The sequence below is a fragment of the Xanthomonas sp. NCPPB 2632 genome, assembly GCF_041228075.2.
Classification (GTDB): domain Bacteria; phylum Pseudomonadota; class Gammaproteobacteria; order Xanthomonadales; family Rhodanobacteraceae; genus Luteibacter.
Map to the genome: position 1 here is coordinate 4,083,681 of NZ_CM192979.1, position 18,955 is coordinate 4,102,635.

The window sequence follows — 18,955 nt, forward strand, 5'->3', positions numbered from 1 at the left end:
CTTTCCTCGGTGGCTCGGTTGGCTGGGCGACGCTCAATGGGACGACACGAAGCCCGACGGCGTCAGTGCTTCCGGCATGGCGAAGTCCCGTCGCATCCGTGCCACTTCCTCGACGGGAGGGCGACCGAACAGGCGCTTGAATTCACGACTGAACTGCGAGGCGCTTTCGTAGCCGACAGCGGTCGCGGCCGCCGCGGCGGTCGTGTCCTGGCGAAGCATGTGCAGCCTCGCCTGGTGTAGCCGGGTCGATTGCACGTAGCGCATCGGCGACGTGCCGGTCATCGCGCGAAAATGGGCATGAAACGTCGGCACGCTCATCGCCGCCTCATCGGCCAGGCGATCGACGCTGAGGGCCTCGTCGTACTCGCTGTGGATCAAACGGATCGCGCGCGCCACCCTGCCGAATCGCCCCTGCTGGGCCAGCGCGGCACGCATCGAGCCGCCCTGCGCGCCGCACAGCACGCGGAAGTAGATCTCCCGCACCATGGCGGGGCCAAGCAGTTCGCCCTCCGGCGCAGTCGCCAGCGCCTCGAGCAGACGCAGCACGGCCATCGACAGCGTTGCTTCCATCGGCGATGAATAGAGGCCACGGGGCTCCGCCGTGGCCACACCTTCGTGGCGGTCCAGTTGCTCACACAGGTCGAGGGCCATGGCCATATCCAGGCGAAGGTAGATCGCCAGCAGCGGCTCCTGTGCCGTGGCATGCGTCTCCATGGTGAAGGGCACCGGCACGGACACGACCAGGTAGTGCTGGTCGTCGTAGATGAAGGTCTGCCGCCCCAGGAAGCCTCGCTTGCTTCCCTGGACCACGATGACGATGCCGGGCTCGTACAGCACGGGCGTACGACTCAGGGGTCGATCGGCGCGAAGCAGGCGCACGTCGGGCAGGCACGTCAGTGTGTACCCCTCGTCGCGGGCCATGCCGCGGAGAAGATGAATCATGCGCTGACGCCGGCGGTGGCTATCGTCCATCGCGCCAATGTCCTTCATCCCCTGCATCGATGCAAACCGGATCATAGGATCAGGCAACAACACCAGATGTCAGGCCATGGGACGCAACGTCCATGGGAACTACCTTGGTCGGCACCTCATACGAAAAGGCCAGGCCATGGGTAGCAAGACATTTTTCATCACCGGCGTCAGTAGCGGCTTCGGGCAGGCGTTGTCGCGTGAAGCCCTCGCGGCCGGCCACCGCGTCATCGGCACCGTGCGAAGCGAAGATGCCCGCGTCGCGTTCGAAGCCCTGGACGCCACGCGCGCGCATGCGGTCATCCTCGACGTCACCGGCCACGACGCCATACCGGGCGTCGTCGCCGAGGTCGAATCCCGTCATGGCGCCGTCGACGTGCTGGTCAACAACGCGGGCTACGGCCACGAGGGCATCCTGGAGGAATCGCCCATGGAGGAGATGCGTCGACAATTCGAGGTCAACGTCTTCGGCGCCGTGGCCGTAACGAAAGCCTTCGTGCCGAGTTTCCGCGAACGCCGACGCGGCCACATCGTCAATATCACTTCCATGGGCGGCTTCATCACCATGCCGGGCATTGCCTACTACTGCGGCAGCAAGTTCGCCCTTGAAGGCATCAGCGAGGTGCTGGGAAAAGAGTTGGCACCGTTCGGCGTCCACGTCACGGCTGTTGCACCGGGCAGTTTCAGGACGGACTGGGCCGGGCGATCGATGCGGCGTACGCCGCGAAGCATTGCGGACTACGACGCGTTGTTCGAACCCATCCGGCAGTCACGCAAGGAAAAGAGCGGCAAGCAACTGGGCGATCCGGCCCGGGCGGGCAAGGCGATCCTGGCGTTGATCGACCTGTCTGATCCACCCGCGCATCTTCTGCTGGGCAGCGACGCGCTCGACCTGGTGCGCGGCAAACTGGGCGCCATGGCGGCGGACATCGATCGCTGGGAGGCGTTGTCGAGATCGACCGACGGTTGAGGCCGATCGGGATTTTCGCGGGGTGGTGCCGACACCCGGATTCGAACTGGGGACCTACCGCTTACAAGGCGGTTGCTCTACCAACTGAGCTATGCCGGCGAAGTGCGGAAGTTTATCAGAAGCAACCCGTGGGTCGAGTGGTCACGGCAGGATTGCGCAGGCCCTTGCGAAGGTCGCTGCCGCCATCCTCGGGCACCACCACGTCCAGCCACCACACGGGCGTGGTCTCGGTGCGCTCACTCATGCGGGCCGGGAAACCGGCGGCGGCCACTTCGTCGCGACGCTTACGCGCATTGGCCGGGTCGTGGAACAGGCCCAGGGCCACGGAGTTCTGCAGCTCACCCTGCACCGTCACCACGAAATAATCCTTGATGCCCTTGGCCTCCAGCCGACGGGCCTGCGCCAACGCCTGCTCACGCGTGGCCTGCGCGGGCAGGAATACCCGCCAGCCGCGCGACTCGCTGGTCTGCTCCTGGCGCTGGCGGCTGCGCACCGTACGCGAGGCGATGGCCGTGCGCGCGGCGCGCAGGTCCACCTGGTTGGCGAACGGGCCCACGGCGAGGCAGCGATAGGCGCGCTTGGGACTGGTCGGGGCCGGAATGGCCGGCGGTGGTGTCGTGGGCAAGGACGATGACGGTGCCTTCGCTTTGGCGGCGGCCGCGGCCAGGGCGGACGTCGCCGAGGCGCCGGACACGGGCGCGATCGGTGCAGAGGCCGCGGGTGTGGATGCGGGGACCGATGCCTGAGTGGTTGCCGTCGCCGGCGATGCATTCGAAGACGCCGGTGCCGAGACGGACGTCGACACAGCAGGCGCGGCATGGACCGGTGCAGCGGCGAGTGGCGCTACCGTCGTCGCCGGCGCAGGCACCTCGGCCAGCAGCTTGAGTCGGGGCACGCCGCTGTCGGTGGGGTCCACCGCATGGGTGCCGGTGTCGCCCAGCAGCAGCCACGCGGCCACCGCGATGTTGAGGGCGATCAGCAAGACGAAGAACAAACGCAGCAGCATGGTGGCCTTGGGCGTGACGTTGGACCTGCGCGCGTTCCCCTGGTCAGAACCGGCGGCGTCGGGATTCTAGGCGATATCGACGGTGGCGGTGTGCACCGTGGCCCAGACGGCCAGCCCGCGCAGCACGGTATCGGGCACGAGCATGACCTCATTCTCGAGCAGCGGGGCCAGCACCGCGGCGTCGCCCCCGCCCAGGGTCACGGTGGGGTGTCCGCCGAGGGTGTCCCGCGAGCGCTCGACGAACCGATCGACCAGGGCCGCGCAGGCCTGCCAGCAGCCGGAGGCCAGGCCGTCGGCGGTGTTGTCGGCCAGATCGCGGACGTTGCCCGCGGTCGATGGGCGCACCTGCACGGTGGCCCCGAGCACGGATTGCTGCATCAGCAACGGGCCCGGCGCGATCCAGCCGCCGAGGTGCCGGCCGTCCGCGTCCAGCGCATCCAGGGTGAGCGCCGTGCCCACGCTGGCCAGGACACAGGGCGAGCGTCCGGCCGCGTGCGCGTCCACCAGCGCCAGGAAGCGATCCACCCCCAGGCGCTGCGGCTCCGCGTACGCATTGGTCACGCCACAGGCCTGTGCCGGGGTGCGCACCCATTCGGCATTCAGGCCGAAGGCCTTGCCCGCCGCCACATCCACCGCGGTTTCCCGCGCGGAATCCACGACGGAAGCGCCGACGACCCGCGTCGGCTTCGGCCACGCGGCCCACAGCACGGCCAGTTCGTGCGCGATGTCGGCATCCCAGCCGAACGCGCCCCGATGGGTGAAGGCGGTGCCGTCCAGCAAGGCGAACTTCAGGCGAGTGTTACCCAGATCCAGCAACAGGATCACGTGCCACTCCTGCGTACGGAGACATCCGCGCTGTCCACGGTCACCGTCTCGCCGTCGGCGCGGCGCACGCGCAGCGCCCCGCGCTCGTCCACACCTTCACCCATGGCGTTGTATTCGCCGCGCGGATCGATGACGCGTAGCGGCTGGTCGCGCAGCAGGTCGTGGGCGGCGTACTCCGCGGCGAAGGCCGGGAAGCCGCGACGCTCGAAGGCAAGCAGCCCTTCCGCCAGCGCGGAGACCACCGCCGTGGCCACCTGGTTGCGTCCCGGCGGCTGCCCACCGGCCAGATCGGCCAGGTCGGTCACCGGCTGGGCGGCACGCTCGCGCAGGGTATCGGGCAGGCGGATGTTGAGGCCGACGCCGATGATGGCCGCGCAGGGACCGGAATATTCGCCGGACAGTTCGACCAGGATGCCGGCCAGCTTGGCGTGCCCCGCGAGCACATCGTTCGGCCACTTCAGGCCGGCCGTGCGGATGCCCAGGTCGTCCAGCGCGCGGATCAGCATGACCCCGACCGCCAGCGACAACCCGGACAGCGACGCAAAGCCGCTGTCGAACCGCTTGAGCACCGACAGGTAAAGATTCATCCCGGGCGGCGACAGCCACACGCGCCCGCGGCGTCCACGACCGGCCGATTGCGTCTCGGCCATGACGAACGCGAGGTCGTCCAGGGTGGGAATGCGCCGCGCCAGCTCGCTCGAGGTGGAGTCGATCTCCCAATGGGTTTCCAGCATGCCGACCCGGGGCGAGACATCGGGAGACAGCGATGCGCGGATACGCCGGGCGTCGAGCAGCTCCGTGGTCCATGGCAGCCGGTATCCCCCGCCCACCTTGGCCTCCACCGGCACGCCCTTGAGCCGCAGGGATTCGATCTGTTTCCACACGGCGGCACGCGTGACACCGGCCTGCCGGGCCAGGGTGGCGCCGGACACGGCGTCGCCGCCGGCGAGGGCTTCCATGAGGTCGCGAGCGAGCATGGGCTACCGTGGGCCGTCAGGCGGCCGGTGTCGGGGAAGGAAGGAACCGTGGCATCACGCAATTCTAGGGCAGCGGGACGGATTTCGCCCGCGTCGACCCGGGAGGGCCGATGACGGACCTCCAGCACTGGCACCCACGCGATATTTCTGAGAGGATCGGTCGTCCCCCGGCATGTCCGGGGCCCACGGGGTATACCGATGAACGCCAGACCGTACATCTTCGGATGGCTGTGCCTCGTCGGTGCCATCGGCACCGCCGCCGCGTCCGACGCCCGCATGACCAGCAACCTGCTCTCCCTGGGCCGGTCGGTCGTGTCGTCATCGTCGTTCGATGCCGGCTCGAGTTCGCGCTCGGGCCAGGACAGTGGCCGCGACGGCGCCGGTTCCGATACGGCGCGCCCGTTCCATGGGGTACCCGGCACGCGAGGCCAGGGCCAGATCCCCATGCCGCCGCCGGTGGATGCCGACGCCGACGCGCACGACGGCTCGTCGGGCGGTCGCTCGGGGCCCAGCTGGCAGTCCATGCTTCCCGGATCCATTTTCTAGAACGCCCCGGATCGTTCCTTGGGCGTTCTCTCCTCGTGGCTTGCGGGTTTTCGCGCGCCGATTCCTCCGATCGACGACACGCTGTGGGCGCAGGCGGTGGTACGGTTGCCGCTGGCACGCGCGCTGGACCCGCCGCGTGCGCGCTACCTGCGTGAACTGGCCACCCTGTTCCTGCATACCAAGCGGTTCCACGCGCTGGGCGGCGCGGTGCTCGACGATTTCTGGCGACTGGCCATCGCCATGCAGGCCAGTCTGCCTGCGCTTCCGCACGGGCCGAAGGCCTTCAAGGGCTGGACCAACGTGCTGGTCTATCCGGGGCAGTTCAACGTGCGACGCAGCCGCCACGACCCGCCGACCGGCGTGGTGACCGAGAGCGACGACACGTTGATCGGCGAAGCATGGGAGCGGGGACCCATGGTGCTGTCGCTCGCCGACGTGGCGCTGGACATCGAGGCGCCGTGGGATGGCGTCAACGTGATCGTGCACGAGATGGCGCACAAGCTGGACATGCTGGCGCGCCCGGCCAACGGTGTGCCGCCCCTGCCCCAAGGCATCGATCGGCGCGAGTGGATCGCCACCATGCAACGCGGCTTCGAACGCCTGTCGCGCGCCGCGGATCGTGGGCGCGAAACCGCCATCGACCCGTACGGCGCGGAAGCTCCCGAGGAATATTTCGCCGTTACCAGCGAAATGCATTTTTCGCAGCCGGCGGCGCTGCGCGAGACGGAGCCGGCGGTAGCCCGGCTGCTCGAGGCCTTCTATGGACCCTCACCGGCCGATCGGGGCTGAGAGCCATCGGGTGCGTCTGCCTGCCAGCCTGCGCAGGCAACACGGGAAAATCAGGCCGGCGGGATACGCACGCTGAAACGGGCGCCGCCCAGTTCCTCGGAATGGTCGACGTGCAGCTCGCCCTGGTACGCCTTGACGATGTCCTGCACGATGGACAAACCGATGCCGTGGCCCTGCACCCGCTCGTCGCCACGGACACCACGCTGCAGGATCAGGTCGATCTTGTCGTCGGGAATACCGGGGCCGTCGTCTTCCACGACCAGCTCGAGGCCGGCGCGGCCGCGCACCTTCGCCACCGAGCGCGCGGTAAGCAGCACGCGATGCGAGGCCCATTTGAAGGCGTTCTCGACCAGATTGCCCATCAGTTCCAGCAGGTCGCCCTGCTCGCCGGGGAAGGTCACGCCGTCCTCGATCTCGAATTCGCACAGCACGTTCTTGGCGGCGTAGACCTTCTCAAGGCTCTGCACGAGGTCTTCCGCATGCCCCGCGATCGGCTCGACCGAAGCGATGGTGCGCCGGCCCGACGTGGCGGCCCGCGACAACTGGTAGGCGACCAGTTCGTCCATCTTGCGCACCTGCTCGAGGATATCCCCGCGCAGGCTGCGGGCATCCGCGTCGTTTTCCAGCTGCGAGCGCACCACGGCCAGCGGCGTCTTCAGGCTGTGCGCCAGGTCGGCCAGGGTGTCGCGGTAACGCGTGCGCTGCTCGCGCTCGCTGTCGATGAAGGCATTGAGGCGCTTGGTCAGCACCGTCAGCTCCATCGGGTAGGGGCCGTCCAGGTGGTCGCGCGCGCCGCGCTCGATGTGGGCGAGATCACTGGACACGCGACGCAGCGGCAACAGGCTCCAGCGCAGCAGGAACAGCTGCAGCAGCATCAGCATCATGCCCAGCATGGCCAGCCAGAGGAACTGCGTGCGGCGGTACGTCGCCACCTGCCGCTCGAACTGGTCTTCCGTCTGCGCCATCGCGAAGGTCAGCGGCACGCTGCGCTTGTCGGTGCTATCCAGCGACACGCCGTAACTGAAGACGTACAGCTTGCCGCTGCGGGTTTCCACCGGCTCGAAGGCCGTCTCGCCCGGCGCCAGCATGCGCACGAAATCGAAATCGCGGCCCAGCGCCGACGACGACTCCCAGCGAAAGCCCTCGTTGCCGACGATGATGGCGTACAGGCCCGAGCCCGGTCGCGAGAAGTCGGGGTTGGGCTGGCTGTCCGGGGTGGTGACCTTGCCGGCACGGGTGATGTCCGTACCGGTGATGTACGCGATGGCGTAATTGTGCAGCCGGTCGTGCATGGCCGACAGCTCGGAGGCGTAGTTGGCCTTGTTCTGCGCCAGGCCGGTGAGGCCAAGGAACGCCGCCAGCGCGAAGCCGGTGGCCAGCGCGGCGCGCGCGGCCAGCGAAAGTGGCCGTCGTTTGATCGGTGAAGCGTTATCCATGCTTCCGGCTACCTCGGGACGGCGCGGTGGTGAGGCGGCGCCGTCCACGGTTTCGATCAGTCTTCGTCGGCTTCGTTCCGCGGAATGGCGAAACGGTAACCACGACCGCGGACGGTCTCGATCGGCTTGAGCGCGCTTTCCGGGTCCAGCTTGCGGCGCAGGCGGCCGATAAAGACCTCCAGCACGTTGGAGTCGCGGTCGAAGTCCTGCTGGTAGATGTGCTCGGTGAGGTCGGCCTTGGAGACCAGCTCGCCCGCGTGCAGCATCAGGTATTCCAGCACCTTGTACTCGTAGCTGGTCAGGTCGACCTGACGGCCTTCGACGGTGACCGTCTGCGCCGTGGTGTCGAGCTTGATCGGCCCACAGGCCAGCACCGGCTTGGACCAGCCGCTGGCGCGACGGACCAGCGCATTGATGCGGGCCAGCAGCTCCTCGACATGGAACGGCTTGACCAGGTAGTCGTCGGCGCCGTGCTTGAGGCCTTCGACCTTGTCCTGCCAGCTGCCGCGTGCCGTGAGGATCAGGATCGGGTAGCGCTGGCCGTGCTCGCGCAGCGCCTTGACCAGGTCCATGCCCGAGAGCTTGGGCAGCCCCAGATCGATGATGGCCAGGTCGAAGGGCACCTCGCGGCCGAGGTAGAGCCCCTCTTCGCCGTCCTGGGCCGCGTCGACGGCGAAGCCATCGCGTTTCAGGCGCGCGGCGAGGGTCTCGCGAAGCGGTGCCTCGTCCTCAACGAGCAGGATGCGCATCAATGTTTCTCCTTGTTGTCCCCGGCACTGAGGTCCAGGGGCTTGGCGGTTTCGGTTCGGACGGGGACGACGCGGACGTGACCGTCCAGCGTCAGCACCTTGACCCGGTATTCGGTGATCCGGCCGCGCTCCACGAGCCGCGTATCCGCCGACAGCACTTTCCCCCCGGTTTCCTTCTGCACCTTGCTAACGGCCTGTTCGAGCGTCAGCGACTGTTCCGCCTGGGCAGCCACGGGCAGCGCGACGCAGAACGCGGCGAAAATTAGCGGAAGAAACGTGATTTTCATGTCTGGCGCGGCACGACGGCGGACGGCAAGTGGCACGATCATGCCCATGGCCTACCCGCCTGAAGCTGAACGAAACCTAGGCGGCCTGCCGCAAAGGTGCCATGGCGGCCTCGATCAGGCGCCAATCGGCGCCCGGAAGGTGCGCGCCCTCGCTCAACTGGCGCCGGAAGCCGCGTGCACCGGGCTCGCCCTGGAACAGTCCCAGGATGTGCCGGGTGATGTGCTTGAGCTGGGTGCCCCTGGCCAGTTCGGCGTCTATATAGATGCGCATGTGATCCAGCACCTCGGCCCGGTCGGGCACCGGCGTGCCGTAGAGGTCGGCCTCCAGCCGGGCCAGCACGAAGGGGTCGTGGTAGGCCGCCCGCCCCAGCATCACGCCATCCACCCGGGCCAGGTGCTCGCGCACCGCCTCCACCGTGGTGATGCCGCCGTTGATCACGACGGTGAGCTGGGGGAACTCACGCTTCAGGCGGTAGACCCGCTCGTAGTCCAGCGGCGGGATCTCACGATTCTCCTTGGGGCTGAGACCTGCCAGCCACGCCTTGCGCGCATGGACCACCAGGATGCCTACACCGGCCTCGACCATGGTGGTGGTGAACCGTTGCAGGTCCTCGTAGGCATCCTGGTCGTCCACGCCGATGCGGCACTTGACCGTGACCGGCACGTCCACCACGTCCGCCATGGCCCGGACGCACTCGCCGACCAGGGCCGGCTCGCGCATCAGGCAGGCGCCGAACTTGCCGGACTGCACCCGATCCGACGGGCAACCCACGTTGAGATTGATCTCGTCGTAACCGGCCGCCGCACCCATCACCGCGGCCTTGGCCAGCTCCACCGGGTCGCTGCCGCCGAGTTGCAGGGCCACCGGGTGTTCCTCGTGGCTATGCTCGAGCAGCCGCAACTGGTTGCCGCGCACCAGCGCCGCGCTGGTGACCATCTCGGTGTAGAGGCGGGCATGCGGGGAAAGCAACCGGTGGAAATAACGGCAGTGGCGGTCCGTCCAGTCCATCATGGGGGCGACGGTGAGGCGGAACGCGGTGGGGGCGATAGGTTGCATACCCCACATTCTAGCCGTCCCGTATACCCGACACATCAGTCAAGAATTTCTTGAAGAGCCGCTATGCACAGGTTCCGCATTCGACCTGGGTCCAGATTACGGTCGACCGGAATGGCTGCTGCGTCGCGAATCCGATCGTTGAGCTCACCGAACATGTCGCGCCTCACGTTCTCCAATGCGCGAAGCCAACGGTCGTGAAGACACCCTTGCACCGACTCCGCCCATATCGCCCGTAACGCTTCCAGGTTCGACGCGAACAATTCGAGCGTGTCGTGGATATACAAGATGTCCTGCGCTTTCTTGTTGCCTTGGCGCAGATCGTGGACTAACAACTTCTGGACAATGAACGCTACGGGATTGGGAATCTGCACATTGACCGCATCCAACTGCCCCCATTCTTCGCCGAGCGTCACTGTCCAAGGATCTGCGAACAGCAGATCAAGATATCTGAGTCGCTGCGCAGTGATGCCACCTCGCTCGACAGTCGCTAACGGATGCCCCTGGCGAGTCCTTCCGCTGCCAGTCATGGGCGTAAGGAACTCAGCGTAGAAACCACCAGACCCATCATCCCCGAGTGTGTACTGCGACACAGGAGGGCGGTGATTTCCAGAGAGTTGCTCACGAAATCCGGCGTCGAGGAGCCTTTCACGGATATCGCCTTCCAACCTTGTTCCTTCGGCAAACGCAACGTCGGCATCCAGCGTCGCCAGTGGCAGGTAAGGTGGCGCCGCTGCTTTCTGGTGCAAGCGGTAAAGGCGATGAGCCCACCCACCGATAACAATTACCTGATGGCTCCAAGGCAAGAGGACGGTGGTTAACCGCCCGAATGCGATCTGGTCGTTCATCGCTTGGATTCCAGGAGCCGCGAAAGTACACCGGCTTCAAGATGTCGAGCCTGCTCTTCACCGCGTGACGGATGTGCGGCGACATCCAGCCAGATCTGAATTACGTCAGACACCCACGCGCCGTTAAGTGACAGGGCGCCGCGGAAAAGCGACTCCGGTGCATTGGCCTGTTTGATTATCAAGGAAGGGATCTCTCCCGGCGCGACCGGTAAAAGACCACCCATCTCAAGGTTCAACGTATTCATCCGCCTCACGTAAAGATACGGCGGCACACCTCGTACATGCCCGATATCCAACATGTCAGCCGCCGCGTAAAGGCCAATACATCCGCCGAGCGTAGACGTAACTTTCTGTAGTTGCTTTATTCCCGTAGACGGAAGTAAGAATGACACGGAAAGCTCAGGAGACGACCGCATGGCAGAAGATCTCCAACGTCGGAACAGCTCGTGCCTCCTGACGATTCTTAGCGTCGAACCTGCATCATCTAGAAATCCTTCCTCCTTCAGACGCCGCAAGAACCGTGAAGCACTCATCAAAGATACTCCGGAGACCTCGGCTAGTTCGGCCCCCGTTCGGTACTCTCTCTGCGGCGCCTTCAGCAGGTGCTGTGGGACATCCGGAGCCAACAGCATCTTCAACATCCATTGATTTAGGTCGGAAAACAGATCCGTTTGATGGCGTGCTCGCGGAGGGCTATCCATCCGCCCATCAACGGGAGCTTGATCAAGGCCATCAAGATATGGACCTATGAAGCGCGACACACCCGAGTCGGACATCAGCCCTACCGATACGTCAGGCGCGTAGTCCTGACGAAATCGCTCTATCCTTGCGAGCAAGGATGGAGACACCGTGTCGACTCGCACCACCGCCAGGGGACGCATCGACAGCATCCTGCCGTACGCGGACGCCTGCAAGATGGCCTGGGATAGCAGTGCGATGACTCTATCCGAGCGCCCCTCGCCTATCGTCTTAAGCTCGATGACATATTGGACCGATCCTTTCCGCGCGATCAGATCGGCTTGCACCGATCCAAGGCGAGGCTCCATGTCGACTAGCCAACCAAGCGATTGGAACCGAAGGGCCAGATCTTTGGTGGCGACTGATGCTTTATTTGACTCTCTGGTGGCTTGCGGCATGGCTACTCCGATGAGCGAGCTTAGATCCGGCTAACATGGCCACGTTATATACCATGGCCATGTTAGTCAACCACAAACTGCGTCGTTCCCGGCTAAGCGCTCAACGAAAGCCCGGTAGCGGCAACCCGGACAGGGATACTAGTAAGCAGAGCGACACAAAATAGCTTCAAGTATTTGAAAATATTGCCATTTATGAACAAAAGAGACTAATAAAGTCGCAATTTAATTCGCTATCGTCTTCACGATGAACGACCGCATATCGCTAAGCAGATGCTGTCGGTACTCCGGCTCGAGATACATCATGTGCCCCGTCGGGTAGTACTTCATGTCAACACGGTCGGTCGGGATGCCGGCGTGCCCGATGTTGTACTGCGCCGAAGAAACCGGCGACGAGAAATCGTAGTAACCCGACGCGACGAACAGGTGCATGCCGGGATTGCGGGTCATCGCCGCCCCGATCTTCGGCGCCGGATTGACGAAGGCGCCATTGTCGAGATCGTAGGTCCAATCGCCGGGAAGCACACCGACATAGGGCCTCGTCGCCTTCACCTGGAGTTCCGTCCCGAGATAGCCGCGCATCGCATTCAGGTATGGCAGCCCGGCCGCCGATAGTGACGGATCGAAGGTTTCCTGCGGATCGAAGACCGAGGCGCTTCCGGTCGTGTAGCGCGCATCGAAGCGCGCGATCCTGGTGCCCTGATCGCGCAACAGGAGGCGGCGAAACGTATCCGGAGCGATCCGGAGGTTCGATCGAACCCACTCATCCTCGGGGATTCCCGTCAGCTTCGCCAGACGAGCCGCGACACGATCGCGTTCGGCGGCATCGAGGTGGCTGCCCTGGGAGAGAGCGGCGGTGTAGTCGCGCGATGCGAAGGCTTCACTTTCCGCCACGGCATCGGCCACCGAACCGGCATGCTGCCCACCGAAGCGATGGTGAAACCAGGCGGCGGCCGAGTAACTTGGCAGGAACAGTTCGTAGCCGCGATCGTAGCCCGGCGGCATCAGCACCGTGCCCCAATCGAGCCCCTGCGAGATCAGGATTGCACCGTTGAAGGTCATGAACGCATCGTCATCGACGATCATCGCCGTGCGGATCGTTCCGTAGGATTCACCGCCGACGAACCGGGGCGATTGCCAACGCTTGTTTTCGGTCAGCCATGTGCGGATGAACTTGGCGACCGACGAGCCGTCGGTGCTGATCTTGTAGAAGTCGTCGTTCTTCTTCGCGCCGACGGCATGACTGTAGCCCGTGCCGACCGGGTCGATGAATACGAGATCGCTGATGTCGAGCAGCGCATCGGGATTGTCGACCAGGGCCGCTCCCGGACTCGACAGGTCGCCGCGACCGGCCGGACCGTCGAGCGCGATGATCCTCGGACCGAGTGCGCCCATCTGGATCCAGAACGACGCCGAGCCGGGGCCCCCGTTGAAAAGGAACGTTACCGGACGCTTACCCGGATCTTTCACCTTCGCCGTATAGGCAACGGAAAAGATTTTCGCTTCCGGCTTGCCGTCGTCATCGAAAATAGGCGTAAGACCAGCCGTCGCGACGTATCGAACGTCGACGCCCCCGAAACGGCCTTTATGTTGCGTGACGACCTGGGCGGGATCGGCGCTGTCTTCGGCGGTCGCGACGACCGCTGGAGACGACGTTACTTCCGCGTGCAGCGAGGCGACGGCAACGCTCAGCCATAGGGACGCCAGGATGGCGCGGCACGGTACTCGCATGGGTGTCCTCTCGACGTTTAACCTCGACACCCGGGAGAACCGGGCATCGCATGGCGCCCGGTGGGGGCAGGCCTTCCATGGCGCACTGTCGCATATTCCAGGAAGTGCTTTCGAGTGACGTCTGGCCTAGGTGAGATCCAGGCGCACCGCCCTACCCCACCCGTCAACCAGGCGTGCCGCTCAGGTGCAGCACACCCCACCCGTGGCCATCCAGGTCGACAAAGCTGTGGGAGTACATGAAGCCGAGGTCTTCCGGCTCGTCGTAGGTAGTAGCGCCGGCGGCGAGCGCTTTGGCGACCAGTTGGTCCACCTCCTCACGGCTGTCGCAACCGAGGGAGATCAGTACCTCCACCGCCTCGCTCGTGTCACACACGGCCTTGGGCGTGAAGTCCCTGAAGCGCGCGTGGGTCGTAAGCATGATGTAGATCGTGTCGCTGACGATGAAACAGGCGCCGTCGTCGTTGGAGAACTGGGGGTTGTACGAGAAACCCAGCGCCGTGAAGAAGGCCACGGATTTCGGCAGGTCGGCGACCGGCAGGTTGATGAAGACTTGCTTGCTCATGCATCTCTCCGTGGCTGTTGGGTTGGGTTCGCGACGCTACTGTAACCGAGCCTACGCACGTGGGCATCCAGCAAACGTCCAGGCTACCTGGCATGCCACATGCAAGTCGGCTACCTTCGGAACAGGCATGGCCGCACCGGGCCATTCACAGGGAAATACACTGTTATGACGAGAGCGATCGCGCTGGCCGCATGGCTGGCGGCTGGGGTAGGAATGGCAGGCGCCACCGCCGCGAAAGAGGCCTCGCCGGCCCCGCGGGAGGCCATCGAGCTGTCCCCCGCATGCGGGAACCGCCCGACGAAGGTCGACGACGCCGGCTTCGTCACCATCGGCGGTATAGAGCAGTGGGTCACGGCCAAGGGCGACAGCTGTGCCAACCCCGTCCTGTTATTCATCAGCGGAGGCCCCGGCAACCCGTTGAGCGTCCTGTCCGATAGCATGTACGGCGCCGGCTTCAAGGACTTCATCGTCGTCCAGTGGGACCAACGCGGTGCCGGCATGACCTATGGGCGCAACCCGCCTCGCGAGGACGAGGTGCTGACTATCGAGCGCATGACCGAGGAAGGTAACGAACTGGCCGCCTACCTGATCAAGCGCTACGGCAAGCGCAAGGTCATCCTCTGGGGCAGCTCGTGGGGTTCGATCCTGGCCGTGCACATGGCCAAGGCTCACCCTGAATTATTCTATGCCTACGTCGGTACATCGCAGGTCGTGAACTCGATCGAGAACCAGGCGGTTGGCTACAAGAAATTGATGGCCCTGGCAAAAGCGGCCAACGACGAGGCGTCGCTCGCCGTACTGGAACACGTGGGCACGCCGCCGTGGACGGACCCGCGCAGCTTCGGCAAGGTGCGCCGCATCATCCGCACATACGAGGCCAAGGTGACCACGCCTCCGCCTGCGACGTGGAAGCCGGGCGCACGCTACACCACGCCCAAGGCGGAGGCCGACTATACGGCCGGTGAGGATTACTCCTTTCTCAGCTTCGTCGGCATGCATGGCGACGGCATGCTGTCGCACGTGGACCTGCCTGCGCTAGGCACCGATTTCGCGCTGCCCGTGTTCTTCATCGAGGGTGAGCACGACCTGCTGGCCACGCCCGATGTCGCACGCCGCTACTACGACAGCATCCGTGCGCCCAAAAAAGGATGGGTGCTGCTCCCGCATTCCGGCCACGACCCCAACCAGGAGGTGGTCGATGCCGAGTACAAGCTGCTTCGTGAGCAGGTACTGCCGTTGACGCGACAGCCTTAGCAACGAAGCGGGCACCGTTAGTAAGGCCTGGCGCTTTTTCGCCAGGCAACGCACGACAAGGTTTAAACCTTTGCCAGTGACGGGACATCGAAGTCAGCGCATCCGATTCCGTCGGAATCCAGTCATCGTCGTCCACACGGCGGCGATGCTTCTGCCGCGCAAGCAAGGGGTTTTCATGCCACGTTTCAAGCACCCGTTATTCTTGAAGACCATGCCGTGGCTAGTGGCGGCATGTCTTGCTGCCCTGCCTTCGCTCACGCTGGCCCAGACACCAGCGGCACCGATCCAGGTGATGATCGTCGGCGTATCGCACATGGACAACCCCGGCCACGACCTGCACAACATGAAGCAAGACGACGTGTTGCAGCCCCGCCGCCAGGCCGAGATCGTGGCACTGACGCAGGACCTTGCCCGGTTCAAACCGACCCAGGTCGCCATCGAGCAGGACAAGGCGCCGGCAAACGAGCAATACGCCGCTTACCTGGCAGGCACCCTCTCGCCCTCACGCAACGAGCGGGTACAGCTTGGTTTTCGTCTGGCTAGCCTGGCGCACCTCACGACTATTCAGGGCATCGACGCCGACGGCGACTTTCCGTATCCGCCGGTCAAGGCGTATGCCGAATCGCATGGCTTCGCTCCGCTGCTTGCAGAGCAGAACGCCGACATCCATAGGCAGATCGCCACGGAATCGAAGCTGCTTGCCGAGAAGGGCATCGCCGCGGAACTGCGCTACCTCAACGATCCCGCCCGGCTGAAAACAGACAATGCGTTCTATCGCACCATGCTGCGTATCGGTGCGGACGATACCCAACCAGGTGCCGACCTGCTCACGGGCTGGTACCGTCGCAACTTCCTGATCTGCGCAAAGTTGCTGCAGGTCGCCCGACCAGGGGACCGGATCGTGGTCTTCTATGGTGCGGGGCACGCCTTCCTGCTGAGGCAGTGCGTCGAGGAAACGCCTGGATTACGGCTCGTCGAACCGAACGATTACTTGAAACCGTCATGAACCCGATCCTGAAGCAAACGATACGTCGCTGGTCGGTGCATCTCATCTGGCTCGCAGTTACCGGCCTGGCCTTCGGCTGCGGCATAAAACTCGGTTTCCGCGCCTATATGGCGACGCTGGGTATCTTGAACTTGGACAATCAACGAGGCCGTGACATGGACAGCCTGACCACGGCGCTGCGTCTGGTGGAAAAGGACCAACTGGATGCCTATCGGAGCAGTGCCGACTGGCGTATCCGCGAGAGTATTTTCTTGTTGGCGCTGAGCAAGAAGTACAGCGCGTGTAGCGAAACGGAGCAAGAAGCCCTTACCGAAGCACGACGCTATCTCGCCACGCACCCCTATCCCAAGACCACAACGACGGACGATCCGTTCGCGGCAGACTACGAGTCGGGGCTGGCCTGGTGCAAAGGCGAGACCGCGCCGAGACCGTCTTTATTCTTCTAACCTCTCGTGGGGCGGCTCCACGCGAGCTGCGGGCGGCCTGCGCGCGGGCACGAAAAATGCGGATATACGTTCTGCCCAGAAGAGAAGGGCAAGACCGAGCACACCTTCGACGACCGCGTGATTGATCGCTCCCAACGGGGTCGTCGCACCCTGATACAGACCTTTGAACTCGTCGTACGCCGTGACCAGGTAACTTATACCGGTGACGATACTGCTGGCGCCCAGATAACGCAGTACAAGCGCAAACCACTGCCTTGGTGTCATGACGGCATCCTTTCTTCGGTGATCAATCCGGATGTAACGAGCATCCGAGGTAGTAGGCGGCATTCAGCTCTTTCGCCCGTACCCGCGCGATCTCGCGAATATCCTCGCCGTGCTGCGTGAACTTGTCCGGGTGGTACTGCGCGATCAGTGCCTGGTACGCCGTGTCGATCTCGTGGCGGCTCGCATCCGGCGCCACACCCAGCACGTCGTACCAGGGGCGTCGCGTATCCAGTTGCAGGGGCACCTTGCGATCCGGCGCGGCCGGCGCTTCACCCTTGGGCGTCGCCATCATCGCCGAGACGAACTTGTAGCCGATGGCCAGGCAGATGCCGATGACCACGATGTCCATCCAGTTCATGCCAGTGCACCCTCGATCCGTTGGTAGTAGGCCTGCAGCCGGGCGTGCGCTTCGCTACCGACTTCCTCGATGTCCAGCTGGCGCTGCACCCTTGCGCGAATGACGTCGCGAAGGCGGGCACGCTCGTCGGCATCCAGCACGGCCTGCGCGACCGCCACCAGATCGAAACGGTCGGCGGCGCGCAGGCCCTGTTTGCGGACCAGGTTGAGCGCATACGGCGCGCACAGCAGCGCATCCGAAGCCATGCCTGCAAACGCCTTGCCGCCGGTACCCGTCAGCCGGCGCACACGCCCCACCCGCCATACCGCGATAGCGATGGCGACATAGAGCGCGACCATCCACGCGAGCAGGCCCCACACATTGCCCGCCATGACGGCGGGCATCGCGGCGAACAGCAACGCCACCACGCCGACCGCCCCTGCGGACGAGGCCACACCGATGCGCCACGCCCGCAAGCCCCGCAGCGGTGCCATCGGTGCCAGCGTTACGTCGGACGTGTCAGACGCGGCGGGCGCATGCGGCCGGGCCGACCAGCGCAGGCGCAGCAGCGCGCGGGTGGGCGCCAGCAGTGGCGGCACGAACACATGCCGGCCCGCCAACTGGAACTCCGTGCCGGCCGAGAACGTCCAGCGACCCCGCCTGCCTTCGTAGAGGACCACTTCGTTGTGGTACAGCAGCAACGTCGCGTCGTAGACATACATCGCCACGACGCCGAGCAGCAGCCACCCGGTGTTCGGCAGCATGGGCGTTACGGGCGCTTGCGCGTGAACAGCCGCTTGATCGCCCCGCCCGCCGCGGCCAGGCCCACCAGGATGAATTTCCAGGCAGCGGCAAGGAAGGTACCGATCACGGCGAACAGGCCCTTCTTCGCAGCCACGGCGGCCACGCCACCGGTAATGAGCGCGGCCAGGCCGTACTCGGCCACGCGATCGCCAGGATGGAAATCCGTATACGACTGCCCCGGCGTGAAGGCGAATCCACCCAGCGTGCCCTTGAAGTCATCGACCGCTTTCGCCAGCACCTTCGGATCGGACACCAGCACCACGTTCATGACGCCGCTGCGACCGAGGATGCGCGCGTTGTAGTTCACGACGTCGTCGTGCGTGCGGTCGGTGCGCGCCAGGAAGGCCCAGGTCAGCGACTTGAACTGCGTGTCGTACTGCGGCTTGTTCTGCCAGCCGACCAGGGTCAGCGTTTCCCAGCCACGCGTGCGCCGCTCCTTGTTGCTTTCCTCGGTGCCCTGCCTGGCCGACGCGAGGATATCGTCAGGGTCGAGCTTTTCATCGTCCTTGACGTAACCCACGTCGTCGTAGTCGAAGAACGCGGTCCACGCCATGTCCGTCGGCGCGAGCGTGTATGTGTCGGACGCGTCGGGCGGGTTTTCCATCAGTTCGTTGAGGCGCTTGGTGCCCGCCGGGTCGAGGAAGGCATAGCCGTCCGGCACGTTCAGCGTCGCCTGCGCGCCGAGCTGCACCTTGGCCGGTCCGTATTTCCACGGCAGGTCGGACACGCCCGCGGCGTGGGCGAGCGTCGTGAACACGAAGAGCGCCAGCGCGGCAGCCCAGTTCCTTGCGAATACGGTCATGTGTGTTTCCCTGGACGATGCCCTGACGACCCGTGGAGACCCCCGCCACGTAGCGGCGCAGTTTGCGGCGAGGGAAAACCGCCGTCAAGACAAGCGGTTCCGACGAAGCCCGCCGGCGCGGCAGGCACGTGGGCCCCGCAGCGACTAGAATGCGCCCCCT

General features: G+C 64.9%; 22 protein-coding genes and 1 tRNA gene. 6 read left to right on the forward strand and 17 right to left on the reverse strand.

The features are described 5' to 3' along the window. Positions 1-33: 33 nt before the first annotated feature. Positions 34-942, reverse strand: coding sequence for an AraC family transcriptional regulator (locus tag AB8808_RS17525; protein WP_369930833.1), 909 nt, complete (start codon positions 940-942; stop codon positions 34-36). Between the two features lie 37 nt (positions 943-979). Here AB8808_RS17525 and AB8808_RS17530 point away from each other — a divergent pair, with 37 nt between their 5' ends. Then, positions 980-1,939, forward strand: coding sequence for an oxidoreductase (locus AB8808_RS17530; RefSeq protein ID WP_369930834.1), 960 nt, complete (start codon positions 980-982; stop codon positions 1,937-1,939). A gap of 23 nt (positions 1,940-1,962) precedes the next feature. On the opposite strand, the gene AB8808_RS17535 is transcribed toward AB8808_RS17530, so the two are convergent. The 4 genes from AB8808_RS17535 to AB8808_RS17550 form a co-directional block, all read right to left on the reverse strand. Next, positions 1,963-2,038: transfer RNA gene (locus tag AB8808_RS17535), tRNA-Thr, on the reverse strand. A gap of 16 nt (positions 2,039-2,054) precedes the next feature. Beyond that, positions 2,055-2,945, reverse strand: coding sequence for an SPOR domain-containing protein (locus AB8808_RS17540; RefSeq protein ID WP_369930835.1), 891 nt, complete (start codon positions 2,943-2,945; stop codon positions 2,055-2,057). Between the two features lie 66 nt (positions 2,946-3,011). After that, positions 3,012-3,770, reverse strand: coding sequence for a type III pantothenate kinase (locus tag AB8808_RS17545; RefSeq protein WP_369930836.1), 759 nt, complete (start codon positions 3,768-3,770; stop codon positions 3,012-3,014). Further along, positions 3,767-4,747 (reverse strand): biotin--[acetyl-CoA-carboxylase] ligase, encoded by a 981-nt coding sequence (locus AB8808_RS17550; RefSeq protein WP_369930838.1) that lies wholly within the window; start codon positions 4,745-4,747, stop codon positions 3,767-3,769. Before AB8808_RS17550 ends, AB8808_RS17545 begins: the two co-directional genes overlap by 4 nt. A gap of 198 nt (positions 4,748-4,945) precedes the next feature. Here AB8808_RS17550 and AB8808_RS17555 point away from each other — a divergent pair, with 198 nt between their 5' ends. Both AB8808_RS17555 and AB8808_RS17560 read left to right on the forward strand, forming a co-directional pair. After that, positions 4,946-5,293, forward strand: coding sequence for a hypothetical protein (locus AB8808_RS17555; RefSeq protein ID WP_369930839.1), 348 nt, complete (start codon positions 4,946-4,948; stop codon positions 5,291-5,293). A gap of 18 nt (positions 5,294-5,311) precedes the next feature. Next, positions 5,312-6,082, forward strand: coding sequence for a M90 family metallopeptidase (locus AB8808_RS17560; RefSeq protein ID WP_369930840.1), 771 nt, complete (start codon positions 5,312-5,314; stop codon positions 6,080-6,082). A 50-nt stretch (positions 6,083-6,132) separates the two neighbouring features. On the opposite strand, the gene AB8808_RS17565 is transcribed toward AB8808_RS17560, so the two are convergent. The 8 genes from AB8808_RS17565 to AB8808_RS17600 form a co-directional block, all read right to left on the reverse strand. Beyond that, complete coding sequence (locus AB8808_RS17565) at positions 6,133-7,518, reverse strand: ATP-binding protein (RefSeq protein ID WP_369930841.1); 1,386 nt, start codon at positions 7,516-7,518, stop codon at positions 6,133-6,135. Between the two features lie 56 nt (positions 7,519-7,574). Next, positions 7,575-8,267 (reverse strand): response regulator transcription factor, encoded by a 693-nt coding sequence (locus AB8808_RS17570; RefSeq protein WP_036115892.1) that lies wholly within the window; start codon positions 8,265-8,267, stop codon positions 7,575-7,577. Continuing rightward, on the reverse strand, positions 8,267-8,602 hold the full coding sequence (locus AB8808_RS17575) for a PepSY domain-containing protein (RefSeq protein WP_051938619.1): 336 nt from the start codon (positions 8,600-8,602) through the stop codon (positions 8,267-8,269). The genes AB8808_RS17570 and AB8808_RS17575 overlap by 1 nt, the downstream gene beginning before the upstream one ends. 28 nt (positions 8,603-8,630) lie before the next feature. Next, positions 8,631-9,611, reverse strand: coding sequence for a tRNA dihydrouridine(20/20a) synthase DusA (gene dusA, locus AB8808_RS17580; RefSeq protein ID WP_369930842.1), 981 nt, complete (start codon positions 9,609-9,611; stop codon positions 8,631-8,633). A gap of 35 nt (positions 9,612-9,646) precedes the next feature. Next, entirely contained in the window at positions 9,647-10,456 is an 810-nt protein-coding gene (locus tag AB8808_RS17585; protein ID WP_369930843.1) for a GSU2403 family nucleotidyltransferase fold protein, read from the reverse strand. Then, positions 10,453-11,592: a hypothetical protein gene (locus AB8808_RS17590; RefSeq protein ID WP_369930844.1), complete on the reverse strand. Its 1,140-nt coding sequence runs from the start codon at positions 11,590-11,592 to the stop codon at positions 10,453-10,455. Before AB8808_RS17590 ends, AB8808_RS17585 begins: the two co-directional genes overlap by 4 nt. A gap of 222 nt (positions 11,593-11,814) precedes the next feature. After that, positions 11,815-13,320 (reverse strand): S10 family peptidase, encoded by a 1,506-nt coding sequence (locus tag AB8808_RS17595; protein WP_369930845.1) that lies wholly within the window; start codon positions 13,318-13,320, stop codon positions 11,815-11,817. Positions 13,321-13,483: 163 nt separating this feature from the next. Next, the gene (locus tag AB8808_RS17600) at positions 13,484-13,882 is read right to left on the reverse strand and encodes a VOC family protein (RefSeq protein WP_369930846.1); all 399 of its coding nucleotides are present in this window, start codon (positions 13,880-13,882) and stop codon (positions 13,484-13,486) included. Between the two features lie 165 nt (positions 13,883-14,047). Between AB8808_RS17600 and AB8808_RS17605 the strand changes: the two genes are divergently transcribed. The 3 genes from AB8808_RS17605 to AB8808_RS17615 all read left to right on the forward strand — a co-directional run bounded on the left by AB8808_RS17605 (position 14,048) and on the right by AB8808_RS17615 (position 16,588). Continuing rightward, positions 14,048-15,136, forward strand: coding sequence for an alpha/beta fold hydrolase (locus tag AB8808_RS17605; protein WP_369930848.1), 1,089 nt, complete (start codon positions 14,048-14,050; stop codon positions 15,134-15,136). A 175-nt stretch (positions 15,137-15,311) separates the two neighbouring features. Beyond that, a complete protein-coding gene (locus tag AB8808_RS17610; RefSeq protein WP_369930849.1) occupies positions 15,312-16,142 on the forward strand; it encodes a DUF5694 domain-containing protein in 831 nt (276 codons plus the stop codon). After that, positions 16,139-16,588, forward strand: coding sequence for a hypothetical protein (locus AB8808_RS17615; protein ID WP_369930850.1), 450 nt, complete (start codon positions 16,139-16,141; stop codon positions 16,586-16,588). The genes AB8808_RS17610 and AB8808_RS17615 overlap by 4 nt, the downstream gene beginning before the upstream one ends. Here the strand turns inward: AB8808_RS17615 and AB8808_RS17620 are convergent. From AB8808_RS17620 to AB8808_RS17635, 4 genes are read right to left on the reverse strand one after another with little or no spacing between them, the layout of a single operon-like run. Beyond that, the gene (locus tag AB8808_RS17620; RefSeq protein WP_369930851.1) at positions 16,577-16,852 is read right to left on the reverse strand and encodes a hypothetical protein; all 276 of its coding nucleotides are present in this window, start codon (positions 16,850-16,852) and stop codon (positions 16,577-16,579) included. The genes AB8808_RS17615 and AB8808_RS17620 overlap by 12 nt on opposite strands. Positions 16,853-16,874: 22 nt before the next feature. Further along, positions 16,875-17,210 carry a J domain-containing protein gene (locus tag AB8808_RS17625; RefSeq protein ID WP_369930852.1) on the reverse strand — a complete coding sequence of 112 codons (336 nt, stop codon included), beginning with the start codon at positions 17,208-17,210 and terminating at the stop codon, positions 16,875-16,877. Then, positions 17,207-17,953, reverse strand: a complete 747-nt coding sequence (locus AB8808_RS17630; protein ID WP_369930853.1) for a hypothetical protein — start codon at positions 17,951-17,953, stop codon at positions 17,207-17,209. Before AB8808_RS17630 ends, AB8808_RS17625 begins: the two co-directional genes overlap by 4 nt. A gap of 5 nt (positions 17,954-17,958) precedes the next feature. Further along, entirely contained in the window at positions 17,959-18,795 is an 837-nt protein-coding gene (locus tag AB8808_RS17635; protein ID WP_369930854.1) for a DUF2167 domain-containing protein, read from the reverse strand. Positions 18,796-18,955 lie beyond the last annotated feature (160 nt).

Excerpts from the sequence above, each read along its gene's own strand:
- AB8808_RS17525 (WP_369930833.1), bottom strand. The coding sequence starts at position 942 with ATGATTCATCTTCTCCGCGGCATGGCCCGCGACGAGGGGTACACACTG.
- AB8808_RS17530 (WP_369930834.1), top strand. The coding sequence starts at position 980 with ATGTCCTTCATCCCCTGCATCGATGCAAACCGGATCATAGGATCAGGC.
- AB8808_RS17540 (WP_369930835.1), bottom strand. The coding sequence starts at position 2,945 with ATGCTGCTGCGTTTGTTCTTCGTCTTGCTGATCGCCCTCAACATCGCG.
- AB8808_RS17550 (WP_369930838.1), bottom strand. The coding sequence starts at position 4,747 with ATGCTCGCTCGCGACCTCATGGAAGCCCTCGCCGGCGGCGACGCCGTG.
- AB8808_RS17555 (WP_369930839.1), top strand. The coding sequence starts at position 4,946 with ATGAACGCCAGACCGTACATCTTCGGATGGCTGTGCCTCGTCGGTGCC.
- AB8808_RS17565 (WP_369930841.1), bottom strand. The coding sequence starts at position 7,518 with ATGGATAACGCTTCACCGATCAAACGACGGCCACTTTCGCTGGCCGCG.
- AB8808_RS17570 (WP_036115892.1), bottom strand. The coding sequence starts at position 8,267 with ATGCGCATCCTGCTCGTTGAGGACGAGGCACCGCTTCGCGAGACCCTC.
- AB8808_RS17575 (WP_051938619.1), bottom strand. The coding sequence starts at position 8,602 with ATGGGCATGATCGTGCCACTTGCCGTCCGCCGTCGTGCCGCGCCAGAC.
- dusA (WP_369930842.1), bottom strand. The coding sequence starts at position 9,611 with ATGCAACCTATCGCCCCCACCGCGTTCCGCCTCACCGTCGCCCCCATG.
- AB8808_RS17585 (WP_369930843.1), bottom strand. The coding sequence starts at position 10,456 with ATGAACGACCAGATCGCATTCGGGCGGTTAACCACCGTCCTCTTGCCT.
- AB8808_RS17590 (WP_369930844.1), bottom strand. The coding sequence starts at position 11,592 with ATGCCGCAAGCCACCAGAGAGTCAAATAAAGCATCAGTCGCCACCAAA.
- AB8808_RS17595 (WP_369930845.1), bottom strand. The coding sequence starts at position 13,320 with ATGCGAGTACCGTGCCGCGCCATCCTGGCGTCCCTATGGCTGAGCGTT.
- AB8808_RS17600 (WP_369930846.1), bottom strand. The coding sequence starts at position 13,882 with ATGAGCAAGCAAGTCTTCATCAACCTGCCGGTCGCCGACCTGCCGAAA.
- AB8808_RS17605 (WP_369930848.1), top strand. The coding sequence starts at position 14,048 with ATGACGAGAGCGATCGCGCTGGCCGCATGGCTGGCGGCTGGGGTAGGA.
- AB8808_RS17610 (WP_369930849.1), top strand. The coding sequence starts at position 15,312 with ATGCCACGTTTCAAGCACCCGTTATTCTTGAAGACCATGCCGTGGCTA.
- AB8808_RS17615 (WP_369930850.1), top strand. The coding sequence starts at position 16,139 with ATGAACCCGATCCTGAAGCAAACGATACGTCGCTGGTCGGTGCATCTC.
- AB8808_RS17620 (WP_369930851.1), bottom strand. The coding sequence starts at position 16,852 with ATGACACCAAGGCAGTGGTTTGCGCTTGTACTGCGTTATCTGGGCGCC.
- AB8808_RS17625 (WP_369930852.1), bottom strand. The coding sequence starts at position 17,210 with ATGAACTGGATGGACATCGTGGTCATCGGCATCTGCCTGGCCATCGGC.
- AB8808_RS17630 (WP_369930853.1), bottom strand. The coding sequence starts at position 17,953 with ATGCTGCCGAACACCGGGTGGCTGCTGCTCGGCGTCGTGGCGATGTAT.
- AB8808_RS17635 (WP_369930854.1), bottom strand. The coding sequence starts at position 18,795 with ATGACCGTATTCGCAAGGAACTGGGCTGCCGCGCTGGCGCTCTTCGTG.